Here is a 17,604-nt window from a genome sequence, read left to right as displayed (position 1 = left end):
ACAAGAAATGACCGTACTCGTTATTGCCGAACACAACAACGCCACCCTCAAAGGTGCCACCTTCAACACCGTGACCGCCGCAGTGGCATGCGGTGGCGACGTGCACGTGCTGGTCGCTGGCCACAACGCGGGTGCCGCCGCACAAGCAGCCGCCCAGATCTCCGGTGTCGCCAAAGTCATCCACGCCGACGCCCCCGGCCTGGAACACGGCCTGGCAGAAAACGTGGCTGCCCAAGTGCTGGCCATGGCCTCCAGCTACAGCCACATCCTGTTCCCCGCCACCGCCAGCGGCCGCAACGTCGCCCCCCGCGTGGCCGCCAAGCTGGACGTGGCGCAGGTCAGCGACATCACCAAAGTGATTTCTGCCGATACCTTCGAGCGCCCCATCTACGCCGGCAACGCCATTGCCACCGTACAAAGCACCGACAGCGTGAAGATCATCACCGTGCGTGCCACCGGCTTTGATGCCGCAGCCGCCACCGGAGGCAGCGCACAAGTTGAAACCGCAGCCGCCACCGCCGACGACGGCAAGAGCCAATTCATGGGCAGCGAAATCGCCAAGAGCGACCGCCCCGAGCTGACCGCCGCCAAGATCATCGTCTCCGGTGGACGCGCTTTGGGCAGCAAAGAAAAGTTCGACGAAGTCATGACCCCGCTGGCCGATAAGCTCGGTGCCGCCCTGGGCGCCAGCCGCGCCGCAGTGGACGCAGGCTACGCCCCCAACGACTGGCAAGTGGGCCAGACCGGCAAGATCGTGGCGCCGCAGCTGTATGTGGCAGCCGGTATCTCGGGTGCCATCCAGCATCTGGCCGGCATGAAGGACTCCAAGGTGATCGTGGCGATCAACAAGGACCCTGAGGCACCGATCTTCAGCGTGGCCGACTATGGGCTGGAAGCGGATCTGTTTGCGGCTGTTCCAGAACTGGTCAAGGCGCTCTGACCCATCGACGTTTGCCACCAGCGACCCGCCTTCACATGCTGGGTGCTACTAAAAAATAGCTGCAGGCGCTTCTCCAAAAAGCGCTGCAGCTATTTTTCATTCATAACCACACAGGAGACAAAACCATGAATGCCACTTTTTCCCGCCGCCGCATTGTTCAGGCTACCGGCGCAGCACTGGCCACTGCCGCGCTGCCCGCACTGGCGCAAACTGCCTGGCCGAGCAAGCCGATCAAGATCATCGTGCCCTACACGGCAGGCGGCTTTACCGACCAGATGGCGCGCCTGCTGCAGGTGGGCCTGCAAAAGGCGCTGGGCCAGCCCATCGTGATCGAGAACAGGGCGGGTGCCAACAGCATCATCGGCGTGGACGCCGTGGCCAAGGCGACTCCAGACGGGCACACCTTTGGCGTGGTGATTGCAGCCTATGCCGCCAACACCAGCCTGTACCCCAAGCTGCCCTACGACCCGCGCAAGGATCTGGTGGGCGTGTCGCTCATGGGGGTGTCGCCGCTGCTGGCGGCGGTGCCCAACAACGCGCCGTTCAAGAACACGAAGGAGCTGGTCGCCTATGCCAAGGCCAACCCGGGCAAGATCAGCTTCGGCTCATCGGGCACGGGCTCGGCTGCGCACCTCACCAGCGAGTTGATGAAGGCGCTCACGCAGACCTACATGGTGCACATTCCTTACCGCGGCGCGGCACCGGCGTTCACCGACCTGCTGGGCGGCCAGATCCAGCTGTTCTTTGATGCCCCCACCGGCCTGATCCAGGCCGGCAAGTCGGGCCGCGTGCGCCTGATTGGCGTCTCGGGCGAAAAGCGCCTGCCCGCCGTGCCCGATGTGCCCACGTTCATCGAGCAGGGCATCCCCGGCCTGGTCGGCAGCACCTGGGCCAGCATGATTGCACCGGCAGGCACGCCGCGCGATATCGTCAAGCGCATGTCGGACGCCGTCAACGCCATCATCCAGAGTGAAGAGACGAAAGCCAAGCTCGACGCCATGGGCACCTTCCCCGAAGGCACCACGCCCGAGGCCTGCGACGCCTTCATCGAGGCCGAGACGGCGAAATGGGGCAAGGTGATCAAGAACGCGGGCGTGACGCTGGACTGACCGGACCCGGGCTGTAGCGAACGGGGGCCTGCACAGCCCCCGGCATGCGCTTACGCGTAGCGCTTGGCCCGCAGGTTTTCTTTCATCTGCTGCAGGATGGGCTGCAGCGAGCTGCCGATGCGCAGCGCCACGCAGGTGGCCAGCACGTCAATGATGAGCAGGTGCATGAGCCGCGACACCATGGGGCTGTACCGGTCGTAGCCCTCGGGGTGGTCGGCGGCCAGGTGGATCTGGCAGGTGCTGGCCAGGGGCGAACCGCTGGCGGTGATGGCGATTGTTGTGGCGCCGTTTTTGCGGGCTATGTCGGCGGCGTCCATCAGGTCGCGGGTGCGGCCCGAGTTGGAGATGATCACCGCGCAGTCGCCTGGGCCGAGCAAGGTGGCGCTCATCACTTGCATGTGGCCGTCGCTGGTGGCAATGGACGTGACGCCCAGGCGAAAGAACTTGTGCTGCGCGTCCTGCGCCACGATGCCTGAATTGCCCACGCCGTAAAACTCGATGCGTTTGCCGGTCTTCCAGGTAGAGGCAATCGCCTCCGCCGCGCGTTCGATGGCGACCGTGCTGGCCGCGTTGCGGTACTGCAAAAAGGCAGCCACCGCGTTGTCTACCACCTTTACCAGCACGTCGCCGGTCTTGTCGTCCGCGTCCACACTGCGGTGGATGAACGGCACGCCCTCGCTGACGCTGCCCGCGAGCTTGAGCTTGAAATCCGCCAGACCGTCATAGCCGATGCTGCGGCAAAAGCGCACCACCGTGGGTTTGCTCACATGCGCGCGCTCGGCCAGTTCGCGCACAGGCAGGCGCGCAAAGGCTCGGGGGTCGGCCAGCACCAGTTTGGCAACGCGCTGCTCCGCGGGGGCCAGGGACGTGAGCGAGGCAGTGATGCGGTCGAGCATGTCAGTTCCACAGAAAACGAAAACGAGGTAACTCCAATGTAACTCGGTTTCATGTTCTGAGTGCCCGCAGTAACAAGCCGTCTACACTTGCGGGCTGCGGTGGCCGCGCTGTCAGTGAACCTTTTCGGCGTGGCCTGCTTGTCCACTGTTCTCCCATGAGACTTATGCCATGAATCAGCTCGACGCCCTCAAACAGTTCACCACCGTGGTTGCCGACACCGGCGACTTCAAGCAACTGGCGCAGTTCCAGCCCCAGGACGCCACCACCAACCCCTCGCTGATCCTGAAGGCCGTGCAAAAGCCTGAGTACGCGCCGCTGCTGCAGGACGCGGTCGCCCAGTTCAAGGGCCGCCCGATGGACGAGATCATTGACCGCCTGCTGGTCCGCTTCGGCCGCGAAATCCTGGCCACCATCCCGGGCCGCGTGTCCACCGAAGTCGATGCGCGCCTGAGCTTTGACACCAGCGCCACGGTGACGCGCGCGGAACGCATCATCGAGCTGTACCAGGCCGAGGGCATCCACATCGACCGCGTGCTGATCAAGATCGCGGCCACGTGGGAAGGCATCAAGGCGGCTGAAAAGCTCGAGCGCAAGGGCATTCACACCAACCTCACGTTGCTGTTCTCGTTCGCCCAGGCCGTGGCCTGCGGAGATGCCAAGGTGCAACTGATCTCGCCCTTTGTAGGGCGCATTTACGACTGGCACAAGAAGCAGGCCGGTGCGCAGTGGGACGAGGCCGCGCGGTCTGGCGCCAATGACCCGGGCGTGCTGTCGGTGACGCAGATTTACAACCACTACAAGCGGTTTGGCATTGCGACCGAGGTGATGGGTGCGAGCTTTCGGAATGTGGGGCAGATCACGGCTCTTGCAGGCTGCGACCTGTTGACGATTGCGCCGGAGTTGCTGGCGCAGCTGGCGGCGAGTGATGCGCCGTTGCAGCGGGCGTTGAACGCCGATGCAGCGAAGGGGATGGATTTGCCTGCTGTGAACTATGACGAGGCGGGGTTCCGGTTTGCGCTGAATGAGGATGCGATGGCGACGGAGAAGTTGGCGGAAGGGATTCGGGCTTTTGCGGTGGATGCGGTCAAGCTGGAAAAGCTGATTCTGGCGCAGGGATGAAGTAAAAAATGGCCCCAGCGCTTATTGGTAAAACTCTGGCAGCTATAAAAATGATAGTGCATGCTGGACTCCTCAACCCAGCCGTATCCCCGGATGCGTCCAGCTGTTGAGGCCTTCGGTGGCCCAGAGCAGCCCGGTCTTGCCCAAGCCGTGCAGGCTGCGCTGGTAGTTGCGGTAGACCAGTTCGTGGCCCAGGCGGGCCATTGTGCCGCCCAAGAATTGCCCCGGCAGCAGCCCCGCCTTACCCACCGTGCCGTAGGCGCCGTAGCGGCCCAGTGACACCAGCCCGCCCAGGTCGCGGTACGCAAAGGCGGGCAGTGCGCCGCCTTGCAGCCAGTCGGGCAGGTGGTGCGCCAGGTGTGTGGCTTGCTGCACCGCCACCTGGGCGCTGGCGGGTAAAGGGCGTGGCTGGTCGGGCAGCGTGAGGGTGCTGCAGTCGCCCAGCGCAAAGATGTGCTCTTCGTCCACGCAGCGCAGCGTGGCGTCAATCAGCAACTGGTGGCTGGTGTTGGTGCGCAGGCCCCCCAGGCGCGACAGCACCTCGGGTGCCTTGATGCCTGCGGCCCACACTGTCATGTCGTTGGTGGCCAGCGGGGTGTCGGCCGTCACCATGCCCTGCGCCTGCGCGGCTTGCACGCGGGTGCCGGTGCGGATGGTGAAGCCCAGCTTTTCCAGCACCCGGTGGCTGGACTCGGACACGCGCTCCGGGAAGGCGGCGAGGATGCGCGGCGCGCTTTCGTAGAGCGTCAGACGCAGGCGTTCGCGCAAGGATGGGTCGCCAAAATGCGCGGCCATTTCCATCAGGTGGCTCAGTTCTGCGGCCAGCTCGACTCCGGTGGCGCCTGCGCCCACGATGTCGATGGTCACGGCCTCGTCCTGCAGCGCGCCGCGAAATAGTTGCCAGCGCAGGCGGTGGTTGAAGGATTCGGCCTGGGCCTGGCTGTCGATGAAGTGGCAGTGCGCCTGCACGCCAGGCACGCCAAAGTCGTTGGCCCCGCTGCCCAGGGCCAGCACCAGCACGTCGTAGGGCAGCTCGCGCGGCCCGACCACGGGGCGGTCGCCCGCCGATGGCAGTTCGGCCAGGTGCAGCACGCGGCGGTTGCGGCTCAGCCCGCACAGCTCGCCGGGCTCGTAGGCAAAGCCTTGGGCGCGGGCCTGGGCCAGCAGGCTGACTTTGTGCTGGTGCACATCGCGCGTGCCAGCCGCAATGGTGTGCAGCATGGGCTTCCAGAGGTGGGTGAGGCTGCGGTCGATCAGGGTGACCTGGGCGCGGCCTTTGCGCCCCAGTTGCTGGCCCAGCCGGGTGGCCAGCAGCAGCCCGGCGGTGCCGCCGCCGACGATGACGATGCGGGGGCAAGGGGAGAACCGGTGTGTCATGGCGTTGGGGGCTGGGTGGCTGCGGGGCGCGTAGAGCCAGCGTCGTCGGGCTGCCAGGCGGCCAGGGCCAGTTGCACGCGGGCGTAGGCCTGCAGGGCATCGGCTTGCTGGGCCATGGTGCTGCGGCGTGCCTGCAGCCACTGGGCCTGGTGTTGCAGGGCTTCGGTAGGGGGCTCCAGGCCGGTGTCAAAGCGCTTTTGCGCGTGCTGTGCGGCACGTTGGGCTGCGCCTTCGGCCTGCGTGGCGTGTTGCCAGGCGGTGCGGGCGGCGCCCCATTGGCGCAGGGCCGATTCGCTGTCGGCCAGGGCCTGCAGCACGGTCTGCTCCAACTGGTGCCAGGCCACTTCGTCACCCGCCTTGGCGGCGGCGGCGCGGGCGCGGTTGCGGCCCGCGTCCAGCCAGTCCCACTGCAGTGCGGGGCCCACGGCGTAGCGCACTGCGCTGGCCTGGCCCAGGGCGCCAAAGGGGGCGTTCAGGCCCGCGCTCAGGTTCAGGCTCAGACGGGGCAGGTGGGCGCGGTCGGCCAGCACGGTTTCACCCAGCGCAGCGCGCAGTTGGGCGTCGGCCCGCGCCACATCGGGGCGGCGCGCCAGCAGGTCGGTGGGTTGCACCACGCCGCTGGTGTCGGGCACAGCGGGCAGTGCGCTGCTGGGGTTGGCCTGGGGCGCCAGCAGGGCTTGCCAGGTGCTATCCCCTTCGGCGGTGGTGGGGGCGCGGCCTGCCAGCACGGCCATGGCGGCGCGGGTGCCGTGCAGTGCGGCCTGGGTCTGGGCGATGGTGGCCAGGGCCTGTTCGCGCTGGGCCTGGGCGGCCAGGGCTTCGCGTCGGTCGGCCAGGCCTGCGCGCTCACGGGCTTGCAGCAGGGTGTGGCGGCGTTGCAGCACGTCGCTTTCTTCGTGCAGCCGGGCCAGGTCGTGCTGGTACAGGCGCAGCAGCACGTAGTGGCGCACCACCTCGGCCTGCAGCAGGGCTTCGGCACTGTGGGCGGTGGCAGCAGCGGCATCGGCCTGACGCTGGGCCACGGCGCTGGCGGTGCCCACGCGGCCAAACAGGTCGATCTCCCACGACACCATTTGGGCGATGGTGCCCAGGCGTTGCTGGGGTGGACGCTCCAGGCCTTGGTTGTACGGATCCACCTCGGCCAGCGAAGGGCGCTGGGCCTGGGCTTGGGCGCTCAGGCTGCCTTGGGGCAGGGCATTGCGCTCGGCCAGCCCGGCCAGGGCGCGGGCTTGGCGCACGGCGGCCACGGCGGCCTGGCGGTCCTGGTTGTGCTGCATGGCGGTCTGCACCAGGGTGTTGAGCTGCTCGTCTTGCAGGGCATGCCACCAGTGGCGGCTGGGGGTGCCGGTGGCCAGGCCCAGGGCGGCGGAGGCGGGCAGAGCGGTGCCGTGGCGTTCAGTGGCGGGGCCGATGGCGCTGGGTGGCGCCACGCTGGCGCAGCCGGTGAGTGCCAGGGCCAGCAGCCCGGCCAGGGCGGTGCGGCGGTGGAGAAGGGGGGCGCGCATGAGGTTCTCCTTCAGGCTTTAGTGGGTTGCACGCGGTAGGCGGCGGCATACAGGGCCGGGATCAGGCCCAGGGTGATCAGCGTGCCCAGGGCGAGGCCGCCCATCATCACGACGGCCAGGCTGGTCCAGACCGCGCCGCCAAACAGCCACAGCGGCACCAGGCCCAAGATGCAGACCATCTTGGTCATGACGATGGGGCGCAGGCGCTTGGAAGCGGCGTCTTCAATGGCTTCGGCGGCGGGCATGCCGCTGCGGCGGGCTTCTTCAATGGCGTCGAGCAACAGCACCGCGTTGTTCACGATGATGCCGGCCAGCGCCAGCAGGCCCAGCGTGCCCACAAAGGTGAGCGTGGTGCCGGTGGCGATCAGCGCCAGGGCCGCGCCGATGGATACGAACGGAATGCTGGCCAGCACGATGAGGCTCTTGCGCACGCTTTCAAACTGCCACACGAACAGGATGAACATGGCCACTACGCACACGGGCAGCAGTTGCGCAATGGCGCCGTTGGCGCTGGCACTTTCCTCGATTTCGCCGCCCAGGGCCACGCGCACGCTGCCGGTGGCGTTGCCGGGGTCTTGCAGTTGCTGCAGGGTGCTTTTCACGCTGTTGGCCACGCCTTGCGCGGTCATGTTCGGGTGCTTGGCTGTGACGGTGATGGCGCGCTCCTGGTTGTAGCGCTGGATCACCGAGGGCTGCGGCGTCAGTTGCACCGTGGCCACCTGGCCCAGCGGCACGCTGCCGCTGCCGTCGGCCTTCTGAATAGGCAGTGCGGGCAGTTGCTCGATGCGGGTGCGCCAGGCGGCATCGCCGCGCAGCACGATGGGCAGCACCGTGTCGCCCTCGCGGAAGTGCGAGATGGTGGCGCCCGAGAGCACCTGGTCCAGGCTGCGCGCGATGTCGCTGCTGCTCACGCCAGCGGCTTGTGCCTTGACCTGATCGATGCGCACATCCAGCTGCTGGATGAAGCGCTCGGCGTCGTTGTGCACTTCGCCGATGCCGGGGGTGGCGCGCAGGGCGGCCTCCAGTGCCTCGGCGGCGGCGTAGTGGCTCTTGCCGTCGCTGGCCGTGATGCGGAACACGGCGGTGCCCGCGTCGGATGAGCCCATCGAGAAGCGCTTGGGGTCCAGGCGCAGCTCCGGGAACCTTTGGCCCAGGCCGGTGCGCAGGCTTTCGATGGCGGCAGCGTGCGTCACTTCCGGTGCCAGGGTGAGCACGGCATATGCCCGGTGGGCAGCAGGTGTGGGCGGGTTCAGCGCCAGGATGAAGCGGGGGCCACCATCGCCCATGTACAACGCGGCACTAGCGATTTCGGGGAAGACCTTCTTGTCGGCCAGCGCGCGGCTGATGGCGGCGGTGGTCTCCAGCGTGTGGCGCGGGCTGGCGTCCGGGGCCAGCTCGATGGCCATTTGCAACTGGCGCCGTTCCGATGCAGGCATCAGCTCAGACGGCACTTTGGTGAACAGCCACCCGGCGGCCACCAGCAGGGCCACCATGGCGCTGATGTACAGGGTCTTGTGGCCCAGCACCCAGCGCACCTTGCCCCGGTACCAGGCAGTCAGCGACTCCACGGCGCGTGCGGTGCGGCTGAGCTCGGCATGGTGCTTGGCAAAGTACTGGCACAGCAGGGGCGTGACGGTGACGGCCAGCACCAGCGACAGCAGCAGCGCAATCGCCATCACGATGCCCATGCTGCGCAGGTATTCGCCCGTTTCGGTCTTGGAGAGCACCAGCGGCATAAAGGTCAGGATGATGGCCAGCGAGGACACCAACAGCGGCACCAGCATCGTGCGCCCGGCTTCGGCGGCGGCTTGGTCGCGCGGCTCGCCCAGGGCCAGGCGGCGTTCCATGTCCTCGGCCACCACGATGGCGTTGTCCACAAACAGGCCGAGCGCAATGATGATGGCGCCCACCGAGATGATGTGCAGGTCGATGTTCAGCAGCTTCATGATGGCCAGGGTGCCCAGCACTGTGGTGGGCACGATGGCCCCCACGATCAGCCCGGTGCGCAGGCCCAGGAACAGCACCACCACCGCCATCACGATGAGGGTGGTCTCCAGAAACACCTGGCCGACCTGCGTGAGCTGCTTGGTCACGATCTGTGCCTGGTCGGTGATGGGCACCAGGCCCATGCCCACGGGCAGTTGGCTTTCGAGGTGTTGCACCTGCGCACGCAGGTTCTTGGCAAAGCTCACCACGTTCAGGCTCGGGTCCATCGACACCGCAATCACGGCCGCAGGCGTGCCATCCACAAACGCGCCGGACAGCGGCGGGTCTTGCGGCGTGCGCTCGATGCGCGCAATGTTCTTGAGCAACACCGTGCCGCCCTGGGGCAGCGCAATCGGGGTGGTACCCAGGTCAGCAGGGGTGCGGGCGTCGCCGCTCACGGTCAGCGAGATCTCGGTGCCAGCAATGTCCATGAAACCTGCAGCGGCCACCACGTTGCGCGAAGCCACGGAGCGTTCGACCGCGCTGGGGCTCAGGCCCTTGGCGGCCATGGCGGCCACGTCCAGCACGATCTGCACCTGCTCGTCGCGCACGCCGTGCAGCGACACGCGCTCCACGCCGGGCACCTTGAGCAGGTCGTCGCGCATTTTGCGGGCGTACTGGCGCAGTTCACCGGCCTGGTAGTCGGGGCCGGTCAGGCCCAGGGTGAGCACGGCCACGCGGCCAAACTCGTCGTCCACCAGCGGGCCCAGCGTGCCAGCAGGCAACTGCGGCTGCAACTGGTTCATGCGGGTGCGCAGGCGCTGCCACACCTCGGGCAGGCGGGCGGGCGGCACGGCGGCATCCAGCTCCACATAGGTGAATGCAAAGCCGGGGCGCACCGTGGTTTTCACGCGCTTGACCTCGGGCAGCCCGAGGATGGACTCTTCGGTGGGGCGTGCAATCAGTTGCTCCACCCGTTCCACGTTGGCACCGGGCGCCATGCTCAGCACGGTGGCGGTGCGGATGGTGACAGGGGGTTCTTCGGTTGAGGGAAAGTCCAGCGCCAGCCACAGCCCTACCAGCACCAAGGCCAGCATGGTCAGCAGCGTGAAGCGCGGACGCGCCAGGGCAGCGGTAGAGAGGCTCATGGCTGGCTCCCGTGGGGGGCAACGGGCTGGATGGCCGTGCCGGGCTGCAAGTGGGTCGCGCCCGCCAGCACTACCCGGTCGGTGCTTGCCAAGCCTTGCGCCACATGCACCCAGTCGCCTTGGGTGCTGCCCAGGGTCACGTCCACCCGTTCGGTGGTCTTGCCATCTTGTGCTAGCCGCAGCACATGGCCCTGGCCCGCTTGTGCGCCGGGCACTACCGAGCGCAGTGGCACTAGCACCCCGGTGGGGGCAGCGGTGCTGGCGGTGTTGCCCACGGCGGTCGGGATGTGGATGGCCCAGGTCGAGCCGACCATGGCGTTGGCAGGTGCCGCCAGCGTGACACGCACCGTGCCGCCCGCGTCTTGGCGGCTGGCCACCCGCAGCACCCGGCTGGGCAGGGCTTGTGCCGACTGGAGATCGGCTTGGGCTGGGGTCAGGGTCACGACTTGCCCCACTTTCAATGGCAGCGTTGCGGGTGCGGTCAAAACCAGCTCGCGCCCCGTGCCGTCGATGTTCAACACGGGTGCACCGGGGCCGGCGGTTTGCCCGGCTTCCAGGTGCCGCACGCCTACCACGCCGCTGAACGGCGCACGCAACTGGGCCTGATCCAGAGACCATTGCGCCGTGCTTTCTTGCGCCTGGGCGGCCTTCAGTGCGGCCTCTGCAGCGGCCAGCTCGGCCTGCACTGCGGTCCACTCACCGGCCCCCGTGGCGCCCGCCTGGTGAGCCTGGCGCACCCTTTCGGCGCGCAGGGCCAGTTCTCCCGCCTGCGCCTTGGCGCGGGCCACCTCGCCTGCCGCTGTGGCCCGTTGGGCGCGCAGCGGTTGCTCGTCCAGCTGGGCCAGCACCTGGCCGCGCTGCACCGTGTCACCGGGCTCGACACCCACGCTTTGCACCCGGCCGCCCACGGCAAATGCCAGCTCGGCGCGTTGTGCCGCGCGGATCTCGCCCACCAGCAGGAGGCTACTCGCACCCGCATCGCGCACCGGCACCACCAGGGCAGGGCGGATTGCTTCGGGCTTGGCAGGTGGGGTGGCTGGGCTGCAACCCGCAGAGAGAACAAGAATACCCGCAGCCATCGCCCAGTACAGGGCTTGGCGCGGCAAGGGGGCAACGAGTGAAGACAACACGGTGGACCTCGGCAGGGATTGAAGTGCGTTGCGGTATCGCGATCCCTGGGGGGTGCGCTACCGGAGTAAACGGTGAACGCACTGTAGGTGGGGGTGGGTCTGTGGCGGGGGTCTTAGCTGGACAATAATGGGACTATTTCGGTCAATGGTCCGGTCATGGTCCTTATGGGGGCCGTCTGCAAGCGTTTACGGGATGTTGGGTGTCCCTCCTGCATTGGCATGGGGGTCTTATTCGGTCAATCGAGGGCCCCATTCGGTCAAATTTGCGCAGAAAGAATCAGTGTTTATATATAAAAATCAAATAAAATCAAAGACTTATTGGATTTTTTGAAGAGATGTCTAGGGTCATTCAGCATGACGAGAGGGACATTTCGGGTCATCATGGGAACCGCTTCGTTGTTTCCATTTCACTGCCCATGTCCGTCCCTTCCACTCCCGTGCCCACGCCCACCGCCGTGCCCGACGCGCACACGGTGGCCGATATCGTTCCCTTCACCGCGCGCGCCTTGCTGGGTTTGTTGGAGGACCGTGGGGTATCGCTGGAGCGCCTGTGCCTGGGGCTTGGATTCACCCACACCGACTTGCTTGACCGGCACCTGCTGCTGTCCCACCAGCAGGTGCGCAGCCTCATCCTGCGGGCCCAGGCCCTCACGCGCGACCCAGCCTTGGGGCTGGCCTGCGGCGCACGGCAGACGCCCGTGTCCTGGGGGCTGATGGGGCTGGCCATGCTGACGTGCGAGACCTTTGGCGAGGCCATTGAATACGGCATGGGGCAACAGGGGGCCGGTGGGGCCATGCTGCACAACGTGTTCGAGGTGCGGGGGCGCGAGGCGCATCTGGACGTGATGCCGCGTCTTTTCGATCTGGAGATCGAGGGCTTTTTGGTGGAAGACAACTTTGCCGGGGCGGTGGCCGTCAGCCGCTACCTGGTGGGGACTGAATTTGCGCCGGTTCGCATGGATTTCGCCTTTTCGCGGCCAGCGCATGAGGAGGCCTATCGCCGTTTCTTTCGCTGCCCCGTGCGCTTTGATGCGGGCATGAACCGGATGACCATCGAGTCCCACTGGCTCGGCGCGCGCCTGCCGGGCTATGACCGCATCACCTGCGGGCTGGTGCGGGAGCAGCTCAACACCCTGCTGCACAAGCCGATTGGCCGCAACGACCTGGTGGAGTCATTGGCCAACCGCCTGCGGGTGGGGGTCGACGAGCGCACCCCGCAGCGCGAGCTGGCGCACATGGTCAACGTGAGTGAGCGCACCTTGCGCCGCAGGCTGGAGGCCCAGTCCGTGAGCTACCGGGCGCTGCGCGACGAAACCCGCTTCGAGCGCGCCCGGGACCTGCTGGCCCGCACCTCCATGACCATGGCCCAGGTGGCCGACGCTGTGGGCTATTCAGATGCGCGGGCGTTTCGGCGGGCGTTCAAGCGCTGGTCGGGGCAACTGCCAACGGACTACCGCGCGACAACCGCCGCCCCTGCCCCAGCCATGCCCAGCGTGCCTTGAGCGCCGGGCGGGGCAGCGCCCCTGTGTCGTCCTGGTGAACACTAGGCCTTGCCAGCCTGCACCGGCAGCCGCAGGCCCACCCGCAGGCCGCGCATTCCGCTGGCTTCGGCCAAGGTGTTGCCGCCATGCCGCAGCGCAATCTCCTCCACGATCGACAGGCCCAGCCCACACCCACCCGCCTTGTCCGACCCGCGCCAAAAGCGCGCAAACAGGTCTCCCAGGTGCTCGGCGGGCACGCCGGGGCCGTCGTCTTCCACCACCAGCTGGGCCCAGTGGCCGCGCTCCTCGCGGCGCACGCGCACCGTCACGGTGGCGCCGGGGCCTGCGTAGTGCAGGGCGTTGTCGATGAGGTTGTTGAGCGCCTCGCGCAGCAGCAGCGGGTGCCCTTGCACTTGCAAGCTGTCGTCGCCCTCGTAGCCCAGGTCCATGCCCTGAGCCAGGGCGCGGGCCGCCCATTCGCGCGCCACCTCGCGCGCCAGGGCGGCGAGGTCGGTGGGCTGCATTTCCACGTTCGATTCGGATCGCGCCAGCTGCAGCAGCTGGTGCAACAGGTGGGCACTGCGCTGTGCGGCTGACAGCACCTTCTGCAGCCGCTCCTGCACGGCGGGCTCGTGGCTTTCGTGCAGGGCCAGTTCGGTCTGGCCGATCAAGCCCGCCAGCGGGGTGCGCAGCTGGTGCGCCGCGTCGTTGAGAAAACGCTTTTCCTTTTGCTGGCCGCGCGCCACGGTCTCCAGCAAGCGGTTGATGGTGCTGGCCAGTGAGTGCACCTCCTGCGGGGCCTCTGTCAGCTCAATGGGCGGCAGGGGGGTGGAGCCCGCCTTGGGCCGTGCGCCCGCCCGCTCGATCTGCGCCTCCAGCCGCTTCAGGGGCTGCAGGCCGCGCAGCACGCCCGCATACACCACGGCGCTCAGCGCCAGGCCCATCAGCCCCATGGGGAACACCATTTGCTCCAGCAGCTCTTGGGCAATGCGCTCGCGCACCGTCAGGCTTTGCGCCACCTGCACACGCAGGGTCTGGCGGGTTTGGGGCGTGCCGTAGTCCACATCCAGCAGGGCCACACGCACCGGGCGGTCATCCACGCGGGCGTGGTACAGGTAGGGGTCGCCCACGCGCACCTCCACCGGCGGTGGTGGGGGCAGCTGGGCATTGCCCAGTAAAAAGCGGCCGGGCGGCGACGACACCATGTACGTGATGCGGTCGGCCGGGTCTTGCTCCAGGATGTCTTGCGCGGCTTTGGGAAAGTCCACCAGCAGCCCGTCGCCAATCGGCTTGATCTGCCGCGCCAGCGCGCGCACCGACTGGGTCAGCGTCTGGTCGATGCCCTTTTCTCCGTTTTGCAGCGCAATACGCCACGCCAGAAAACCGCCCGACAGCCACAGCACCAGCTGGGGCAGCAGCAGCCACAGCAGCAGCTTGCGTTGAAGGGAAACGCCGGGGACGTGGCGCATCTCAGTACAGTGCGGAAGGCGCGCTGCGCCCCAGAGGAGCGTTCATGGTTTTTCCAGCATGTAGCCCAGGCCCCGGATGTTGCGGATGGCCAGGTTCGACAGGTCCAGCTTTTTGCGCAGGCGGTGCACGTACACCTCCAGCGCGTTGGAGTTGAGCGGCGGCGCGGCGGTTTGCCCTGGCTCGGGCGGGCTGGCGCGCCAGGCGGCCAGCACGTCGTCGCGGGTGACGACTTCGCCGCAGCGGTTGACCAGCAGCTCCAGCAGTTCCCATTCGCGCTGCGTCAGGTCCAGCGGCTCGCCGTTCAGGGCGGCGGTCTGGCTGGCGTGGTCCAGCAGCAAGGGCCCCAGTGCCGTGCTGGGCCCGCCCGCTGCACTGCTGGCCTGGGTGAAGGCGGGTTGCCGCGCCCGGCGCAGCATGGCCTGCAGGCGGGCCTGCAGTTCCTGCATGTTGAAGGGCTTGGTGATGTAGTCGTCGGCCCCGGCGTTCAGGCCGCGCACACGGTCTTCCACGCCGTCGCGTGCGGTGAGAATCAACACCGGCAGCCCGGCAATGTGCGCGCGCGCCCAGGTCAGCAGGTCCATGCCGTCGGCACCGGGCAGGCCCAGGTCCAAAATGATTCCGTCTACCGCCTGGGTCTGCAAAAGGGCGGTGGCCTCGGCCACGCTGGAGGCCGTGCAGACACCGAACTGCAGTTGCTGAAGCTGCCCGGTCAGGGCGTCCAGCAGCAGTGCATCGTCTTCAACTATCAGTATCGTGGCCATGCGATTGAGCATAACAAAGCACTTTGAGTGGCAGCGCAGCGACGCTCAGGGAAAGCACCGATAAGACAATTAATTATTGTAATTAAAGTACCGACTGCGCTGAACGGCAGCGGGTTCACGGTGCACAACCGGATTCATAACATCGAGGAGACAAGGGTATGTGGAAGATGACAAAGATCGCCGCGTTGGCGGTGGGCCTGGCGGCAGCGGTGTCGGCCAGCGCGGGGGAGGTCGAGGTCCTGCACTACTGGACGTCGGGCGGCGAGGCCAAGTCGGCCGCCGAGCTCAAGAAGATCATGCAATCCAAGGGCCATACCTGGCGCGACTTTGCCGTGGCCGGTGGCGGTGGCGACAGCGCTATGACCGTGCTCAAAAGCCGCGTGATCTCGGGCAACCCGCCTTCGGCTGCGCAGGTCAAGGGCCCGGCCATTCAGGAATGGGCTGCCGAAGGAGTTCTGGCCAACGTGGACGCGCTGGCCAAGTCCGAAAAGTGGGACGACGTGCTGCCCAAGGTGGTTGCCGACGTGATGAAGTACAAGGGCAACTACGTGGCCGCACCGGTCAACGTGCACCGCGTGAACTGGATCTGGGCCAGCTCGGACGCGCTCAAAAAAGCGGGCGTGGCCGCCATGCCCAAGACCTGGGATGAGTTCTTTGCCGCCGCCGACAAGCTCAAGGCTGCAGGCCTGATCCCGGTAGCGCACGGGGGCCAGAACTGGCAGGACTTCACCACCTTTGAATCGGTGGTGCTGGGTGTGGGCGGCGCCAAGTTTTACCAGGACGCCCTGGTCAAGCTGGACGACAAGGCGCTGACCAGCGACACCATGAAGAAGTCGCTGGAGACCTTCCGCCGCATCAAGACCTACACCGACCCTGGCGCCCCCGGCCGCGACTGGAACTTGGCCACGGCCATGCTCATCCAGGGCAAGGCAGGCTTTCAGCTGATGGGCGACTGGGCCAAGGGCGAGTTCATTGCCGCGGGCAAGGCGCCGGGCAAAGACTTCATGTGCGCCGCAGCGCCGGGCACGGCCAACGCGTTCACCTTCAATGTGGACTCGTTCATTTTGTTCAAGCTCAAGGATGCCGCCGCGCAGAAGGCGCAGGGCGACCTGGCCAGCGCCATCATGAGCCCGGGTTTCCAGGAGGTGTTCAACCTCAACAAGGGCTCCATCCCTGTGCGCACGGGCCAGCCCATGGATAAGTTTGACGACTGCGCCAAGCTGTCCAGCAAAGACTTTGCCGACACTGCCAAGAGCGGTGGCCTGGTGCCCAGCGTGGCCCATGGCATGGCGATTGCGCCTGCTACCGAAGGTGCCATCAAGGATGTCGTCAGCCAGTTCTGGAACGACGACAAGGTGAGCGTTGCGGACGCGATGAAGAAGATCGCGACTGCCGCCAAGACCAAGTAAGCCCAATAAACCAACACCACTGAGGGATTCATCATGAAGACAAGAAACCGCCTCACGGCGGTGGCTTTGGCCGCCGCATGCGCGAATGGTGCCTTTGCTATGGAAGTAGCAGGCTTTGAGTTCAACGGTTACTCGCGGGGCGGCCCGGTGTTCAACCATTCCGACGGCGTCAAGGGCAACCTGACGCTCGGCGGTGAACTGCAGAAATTCCGCCTCGGCAACGAGGGCGACAACGGCATCGAAGTCAACTTTGCACGCGGCTTTGAGACCAACGGCATCAAGTGGAAGGTGAACTACATGCCCGCCAAGTGGGGCAGTGGCGACATCAGTACCGAACAGGCGTTTGTGGAAATGAGCGGCTTCTCGTTCTCGCCCGAAGCCAAGTTCTGGGTCGGCCAGCGCCGCCTGCGGATTCAGGACGTGCACATCGTCGATTACTTCCTGCTCAACTATGGCGACAACATCGGCGCTGGTGTGACCGATGTGCCGGTTGGCGGCATGAAGCTGGGTGTGGGCGTGTTCACCGGCGACAAGTTTGACGGCGGCCTGCCGAACAACGTGAAGGCGCATCGCATCAACGCCGATCTGTCCGAAATCAACACCAACCCCGGCGGCAAGTTGCGGGTGCTGCTGACGGCTGTGGGTGGCAAGGGTCAGGTCAATGGCGGTTCGGGTTCGGGCATATCGCTGATGCACACGCAAAAGGAATTCCTGCTGCCCAGCATCACCAACACCGTGTACCTGCAAACATCGCGGGGCCATGCGCGCATCGACGGTGAGTTCGAGTCCATCGAAGGCACCCGCGCAGGCAAACGCGCCACCCGCATTGCTGACTCCATCAACTGGCAAAGCGGCCGCTTTGGTGGCCAGGCGCTCATTGGTTACCAGACCAACAAGGCCGACCTGACCGGTGTGGAGACCAAGGACTTCTCGTTGGGCGGCCGCGGCTCGTACGCCTTCACGCAGAACTTCAAGGGCCTGGTGGAGCTGTCCACCACTACCCGCAAGGGCAACACGGGCCCGGACCAGCGCCTGTCCAAGGTGACGCTGGCGGGCGCACTGGCTCTGTCAGAGGACTTCTGGTCCCGTCCCGAGTTGCGTCTGTACGTGACCAAGGCTAACTGGAACCAGGCGGCTGCCGTGGCCAATGCGGCCACGTTTGGCGCCAACGGGAAGACCTCGCGCACGCTGGTGGGCGTGCAGTACGAGGTGTGGTGGTAAGGGAGAGAGTGAGTTAGCGAGTTAGTGATCCAGAGGTTACTTTGTTCTTTGGGGGGCGCTCCGCGCCCCCCTTTTTTTCGATACAGGCATATGCCAAAAATTTTCCGCAAC

Annotated in this window: 13 protein-coding genes; 6 read left to right on the top strand and 7 right to left on the bottom strand. The window is 66.4% G+C overall.

Features of this window, described 5'->3' with window-relative positions:
• The first annotated feature begins 7 nt into the window (after positions 1–7).
• Entirely contained in the window at positions 8–940 is a 933-nt protein-coding gene (locus ACK4OE_RS14265; RefSeq protein WP_409885468.1) for an electron transfer flavoprotein subunit alpha/FixB family protein, read from the top strand.
• A 125-nt stretch (positions 941–1,065) separates the two neighbouring features.
• Entirely contained in the window at positions 1,066–2,049 is a 984-nt protein-coding gene (locus ACK4OE_RS14260) for a tripartite tricarboxylate transporter substrate binding protein (protein WP_409885467.1), read from the top strand.
• 50 nt (positions 2,050–2,099) lie between these two features.
• On the opposite strand, the gene ACK4OE_RS14255 is transcribed toward ACK4OE_RS14260, so the two are convergent.
• The gene (locus ACK4OE_RS14255; protein WP_409885466.1) at positions 2,100–2,945 is read right to left on the bottom strand and encodes a MurR/RpiR family transcriptional regulator; all 846 of its coding nucleotides are present in this window, start codon (positions 2,943–2,945) and stop codon (positions 2,100–2,102) included.
• Positions 2,946–3,114: 169 nt separating this feature from the next.
• Here ACK4OE_RS14255 and tal point away from each other — a divergent pair, with 169 nt between their 5' ends.
• Positions 3,115–4,065, top strand: coding sequence for a transaldolase (gene tal, locus ACK4OE_RS14250; RefSeq protein WP_409885465.1), 951 nt, complete (start codon positions 3,115–3,117; stop codon positions 4,063–4,065).
• 72 nt (positions 4,066–4,137) lie between these two features.
• Here tal and ACK4OE_RS14245 read toward each other — a convergent pair whose 3' ends face one another.
• From ACK4OE_RS14245 to ACK4OE_RS14230, 4 genes are read right to left on the bottom strand one after another with little or no spacing between them, the layout of a single operon-like run.
• On the bottom strand, positions 4,138–5,442 hold the full coding sequence (locus ACK4OE_RS14245; protein WP_409885464.1) for an NAD(P)/FAD-dependent oxidoreductase: 1,305 nt from the start codon (positions 5,440–5,442) through the stop codon (positions 4,138–4,140).
• The gene (locus ACK4OE_RS14240; RefSeq protein ID WP_409885463.1) at positions 5,439–6,947 is read right to left on the bottom strand and encodes a TolC family protein; all 1,509 of its coding nucleotides are present in this window, start codon (positions 6,945–6,947) and stop codon (positions 5,439–5,441) included. Before ACK4OE_RS14240 ends, ACK4OE_RS14245 begins: the two co-directional genes overlap by 4 nt.
• Before the next feature lie 11 nt (positions 6,948–6,958).
• Positions 6,959–10,021 (bottom strand): efflux RND transporter permease subunit, encoded by a 3,063-nt coding sequence (locus tag ACK4OE_RS14235; protein WP_409885462.1) that lies wholly within the window; start codon positions 10,019–10,021, stop codon positions 6,959–6,961.
• Entirely contained in the window at positions 10,018–11,151 is a 1,134-nt protein-coding gene (locus tag ACK4OE_RS14230; protein ID WP_409885461.1) for an efflux RND transporter periplasmic adaptor subunit, read from the bottom strand. The genes ACK4OE_RS14235 and ACK4OE_RS14230 overlap by 4 nt, the downstream gene beginning before the upstream one ends.
• Before the next feature lie 416 nt (positions 11,152–11,567).
• On the opposite strand from ACK4OE_RS14230, the gene ACK4OE_RS14225 reads away from it, so the two are divergent.
• The gene (locus tag ACK4OE_RS14225; protein ID WP_409885460.1) at positions 11,568–12,653 is read left to right on the top strand and encodes an AraC family transcriptional regulator; all 1,086 of its coding nucleotides are present in this window, start codon (positions 11,568–11,570) and stop codon (positions 12,651–12,653) included.
• A 41-nt stretch (positions 12,654–12,694) separates the two neighbouring features.
• On the opposite strand, the gene ACK4OE_RS14220 is transcribed toward ACK4OE_RS14225, so the two are convergent.
• Together ACK4OE_RS14220 and ACK4OE_RS14215 are read right to left on the bottom strand one after the other, a co-directional pair.
• On the bottom strand, positions 12,695–14,101 hold the full coding sequence (locus ACK4OE_RS14220; RefSeq protein ID WP_409885459.1) for a sensor histidine kinase: 1,407 nt from the start codon (positions 14,099–14,101) through the stop codon (positions 12,695–12,697).
• Between the two features lie 42 nt (positions 14,102–14,143).
• Positions 14,144–14,863: a response regulator transcription factor gene (locus ACK4OE_RS14215; RefSeq protein WP_409885458.1), complete on the bottom strand. Its 720-nt coding sequence runs from the start codon at positions 14,861–14,863 to the stop codon at positions 14,144–14,146.
• A gap of 158 nt (positions 14,864–15,021) precedes the next feature.
• Here ACK4OE_RS14215 and ACK4OE_RS14210 point away from each other — a divergent pair, with 158 nt between their 5' ends.
• Both ACK4OE_RS14210 and ACK4OE_RS14205 read left to right on the top strand, forming a co-directional pair.
• Positions 15,022–16,272 (top strand): ABC transporter substrate-binding protein, encoded by a 1,251-nt coding sequence (locus tag ACK4OE_RS14210; protein WP_409885457.1) that lies wholly within the window; start codon positions 15,022–15,024, stop codon positions 16,270–16,272.
• A gap of 99 nt (positions 16,273–16,371) precedes the next feature.
• A complete protein-coding gene (locus ACK4OE_RS14205; RefSeq protein WP_409885477.1) occupies positions 16,372–17,493 on the top strand; it encodes a carbohydrate porin in 1,122 nt (373 codons plus the stop codon).
• Positions 17,494–17,604: the final 111 nt, after the last annotated feature.

This window comes from Acidovorax sp. (assembly GCF_046314175.1).
Taxonomy (GTDB): Bacteria; Pseudomonadota; Gammaproteobacteria; order Burkholderiales; family Burkholderiaceae_C; genus Acidovorax.
This window is presented reverse-complemented; position numbering and strand designations above follow the sequence as displayed.

What these genes read in the sequence shown, in the direction of transcription:
- tal (WP_409885465.1), top strand. Translation starts at nt 3,115, where the DNA reads ATGAATCAGCTCGACGCCCTCAAACAGTTCACCACCGTGGTTGCCGAC.
- ACK4OE_RS14255 (WP_409885466.1), bottom strand. Translation starts at nt 2,945, where the DNA reads ATGCTCGACCGCATCACTGCCTCGCTCACGTCCCTGGCCCCCGCGGAG.
- ACK4OE_RS14210 (WP_409885457.1), top strand. Translation starts at nt 15,022, where the DNA reads ATGTGGAAGATGACAAAGATCGCCGCGTTGGCGGTGGGCCTGGCGGCA.
- ACK4OE_RS14265 (WP_409885468.1), top strand. Translation starts at nt 8, where the DNA reads ATGACCGTACTCGTTATTGCCGAACACAACAACGCCACCCTCAAAGGT.
- ACK4OE_RS14205 (WP_409885477.1), top strand. Translation starts at nt 16,372, where the DNA reads ATGGAAGTAGCAGGCTTTGAGTTCAACGGTTACTCGCGGGGCGGCCCG.
- ACK4OE_RS14225 (WP_409885460.1), top strand. Translation starts at nt 11,568, where the DNA reads ATGTCCGTCCCTTCCACTCCCGTGCCCACGCCCACCGCCGTGCCCGAC.
- ACK4OE_RS14245 (WP_409885464.1), bottom strand. Translation starts at nt 5,442, where the DNA reads ATGACACACCGGTTCTCCCCTTGCCCCCGCATCGTCATCGTCGGCGGC.
- ACK4OE_RS14235 (WP_409885462.1), bottom strand. Translation starts at nt 10,021, where the DNA reads ATGAGCCTCTCTACCGCTGCCCTGGCGCGTCCGCGCTTCACGCTGCTG.
- ACK4OE_RS14220 (WP_409885459.1), bottom strand. Translation starts at nt 14,101, where the DNA reads ATGCGCCACGTCCCCGGCGTTTCCCTTCAACGCAAGCTGCTGCTGTGG.
- ACK4OE_RS14215 (WP_409885458.1), bottom strand. Translation starts at nt 14,863, where the DNA reads ATGGCCACGATACTGATAGTTGAAGACGATGCACTGCTGCTGGACGCC.
- ACK4OE_RS14240 (WP_409885463.1), bottom strand. Translation starts at nt 6,947, where the DNA reads ATGCGCGCCCCCCTTCTCCACCGCCGCACCGCCCTGGCCGGGCTGCTG.
- ACK4OE_RS14260 (WP_409885467.1), top strand. Translation starts at nt 1,066, where the DNA reads ATGAATGCCACTTTTTCCCGCCGCCGCATTGTTCAGGCTACCGGCGCA.